Genomic DNA, 2,734 nt, shown 5'->3' with positions numbered 1-2,734 from the left:
GAGAAGGACCTGGACAAGACCACCCACCACTACGTCAACCAGATCGACGAACTCGTCAAACACAAAGAAGGCGAGCTGCTGGAGGTCTAGCTGACCGTTCAGCAGCCAATCCTCGTGGCAGACAACGACTCCGACGTAGGAGCTCCGGCTTCGGAGTCGACGGGCGGCTGGGGGCGGCAGCGCCGCAAGAAGTCTCGGGCGGGGCGCAATCTGCCTGCTGCGATCGTCGTCGGCGCGCTGCTGGGCGGCATGCTCGTCGCGATCCTGCTGCTGGCTCCGCTTCTGTGGGTGGTGACGTTGGCGGTGGCAACCCCGATCGCCACCCACGAGCTGACCCGGCGGCTGCGTGAAGCCGGCTACCGTGTGCCGTTTGTGCCGCTATTGTTCGGTGGGCAGGCGATGGTCTGGTTGACCTGGCCGTTCGGCGCAGCAGGTGCGCTGGGTGGGTTGGGCGGGACCGTGGTCGTCTGCATGATCTGGCGTCTGGTCGACCAGGGCCTGTCGCACTCCCCGGCCAACTACCTGCGCGACGTCTCGGGCACCGTCTTGATCGCCGTCTGGGTGCCGTTGTTCATGGCCTTCGGGGCGCTGCTGGTTTACCCGGAGGACGGTGCGGGCCGCGTCTTCTGTCTGCTGCTGACGGTGGTGCTGTCCGACATCGGCGGGTATACGGTAGGCGTGTTGTTCGGCAAGCATCCGATGGTGCCGGAGATCAGCCCGAAAAAGTCCTGGGAGGGGTTCGCCGGATCGCTGCTTTTCGGGATCACCGGCGCGGTGGTGGTGGTGACCTTCCTGCTGCCCGACAAACAATGGTGGGTCGGGTTGCCGCTAGGGTTGCTGCTGGTGATCACCGGAACACTCGGCGACCTGGTCGAATCACAGGTCAAACGTGACCTGGGCATCAAGGACATGGGCCGGTCGCTGCCCGGCCATGGTGGCCTGATGGATCGGATCGACGGGCTGTTGCCGTCCGCGGTGATCACCTGGATCGTGCTGACGCTGCTGCCCTGACCGCGGTGCCGCGCCATCCATACTGGAACCCGACGTGAAACAACAGCTGGTGTTCGCCGCGCCGCGCCGCGCTCTGCCGCCGCGGCACTTCGCCGACCTCGACACGGCCGGCCTCGCGACAGTCGTCGCTGAGCTGGGGATGCCGTCGTTTCGGGCCAACCAGATCGCCCATCAGTACTATGGCCGGCTGATCGCCGACCCACAGCAGATGACGGACCTGCCCGCGGCGGCACGCGCCGTGGTTGCCGACGCGCTATTCCCGAAGTTGCTGACCGCTGCCGGCGAAATCGAGTGCGACGCCGGCCAGACCCGCAAAACCCTCTGGCGGGCGCTGGACCACACCTCGTTCGAGTCGGTGCTGATGCGTTACCCGCACCGCAACACGGTGTGCATCTCCGCACAGGCCGGCTGCGGCATGGCCTGTCCGTTCTGCGCGACCGGGCAGCAAGGGTTGACCCGCAATCTGTCGAGCGCCGAGATCGTCGAGCAGGTACGGGCGGCGGCGGTCGCATTGCGGGATGGTGATCCTGGTGACCACGGCCGGCTCTCCAACGTGGTGTTCATGGGCATGGGGGAGCCGCTGGCCAACTATGCCCGGGTGGTGGCAGCGGTAGGCCGGATCATCGAACCGCCGCCGCACGGCTTCGGCATCTCGGCCCGCGCAGTGACGGTGTCGACGGTCGGTCTGGCCCCGGCGATCCGCAAGCTGGCCGACGAACACCTGGGGGTGACGTTGGCGGTGTCGCTGCACACCCCCGACGACGAACTGCGCGACACCCTGGTCCCGGTCAACAACCGGTGGAAGATCGCCGAAACGCTAGATGCTGCACGCTACTACGCGGATACGACTGGTCGGCGAGTGTCGATCGAGTACGCGCTGATCCGCGACATCAACGACCAGCCGTGGCGGGCCGATCTGCTGGGCGAGCGGCTGCACAGGGTGTTCGGCCCGCTGGTGCACGTGAACCTGATCCCGCTCAATCCGACGCCGGGCAGCGACTTCGACGCCAGTCCGAAACCGGTGGAACGGGAATTCGTCAGACGGGTTCGGGCCAAGGGCGTGTCGTGCACGGTGCGCGACACCCGCGGCCGCGAGATCGCCGCCGCCTGCGGCCAGCTGGCGGCCGCAGGCCGGTAGCTGGAGCGCAGGCGAATCGGGCAGCGCCTGCGGCCAGCTGGCGGCACGGCCAGTGTGACCTACCTCACTTACAATAGAGACCTCAACAATGGAGGTCTCTGATGAAAATTCGCCTTTCTCCTGTGGCCAGGGTGCTTTCTCCTGTGGCCAGGTTGTCTGCCATGGGCGTGGTCGCGGCCGCCCTTGTGCTCGGTTTGAGCACCGCTCCGCGTGCGCTCGCCGCGGACGAGCGGCTGCAGTTCACTGGAACCACCCTCAGCGGCGCTACGTTCAACGGAGCGAGCTTGCAGGGCAAGCCATCCGTGCTGTGGTTCTGGACGCCATGGTGCCCGTTCTGCAACGAGGAAGCTCCCGGCGTAAGCCACGTGGCGGCCGCTAATCCGGCGGTCACGTTCGTGGGTATCGCGGCCCACTCCGATGTTGCGGCGATGCAGAACTTCGTCTCGAAGTACAACCTGAACTTCACCAACATCAACGACGCCGACGGTGCGATCTGGGCTCGCTACAACGTGCCGTGGCAACCGGCGTATGTGTTCTACCGCTCGGACGGCTCCTCCACCTTCGTGAACAACCCCACTTCGGCGA

General features: G+C 66.2%; 3 protein-coding genes and 1 pseudogene. All 4 read left to right on the top strand.

Annotated features, from left to right (window positions below; genetic code table 11):
- Window positions 1–90 (top strand): annotated as a pseudogene (locus AC2VOP_RS13835) (ribosome recycling factor); the annotation flags it as partial.
- A 24-nt stretch (window positions 91–114) separates the two neighbouring features.
- Entirely contained in the window at window positions 115–1,011 is an 897-nt protein-coding gene (locus AC2VOP_RS13830) for a phosphatidate cytidylyltransferase (RefSeq protein WP_486961500.1), read from the top strand.
- 34 nt (window positions 1,012–1,045) lie between these two features.
- Window positions 1,046–2,149 (top strand): dual-specificity RNA methyltransferase RlmN, encoded by a 1,104-nt coding sequence (rlmN, locus tag AC2VOP_RS13825; RefSeq protein ID WP_486961499.1) that lies wholly within the window; start codon window positions 1,046–1,048, stop codon window positions 2,147–2,149.
- Between the two features lie 101 nt (window positions 2,150–2,250).
- A partial coding sequence (gene dsbE / locus AC2VOP_RS13820; protein ID WP_486961498.1) for a disulfide bond-forming protein DsbE occupies window positions 2,251–2,734 on the top strand: 484 nt, incomplete at its 3' end.

This window comes from Mycobacterium sp. TH-M106 (assembly GCF_057473765.1).
This window is presented reverse-complemented; position numbering and strand designations above follow the sequence as displayed.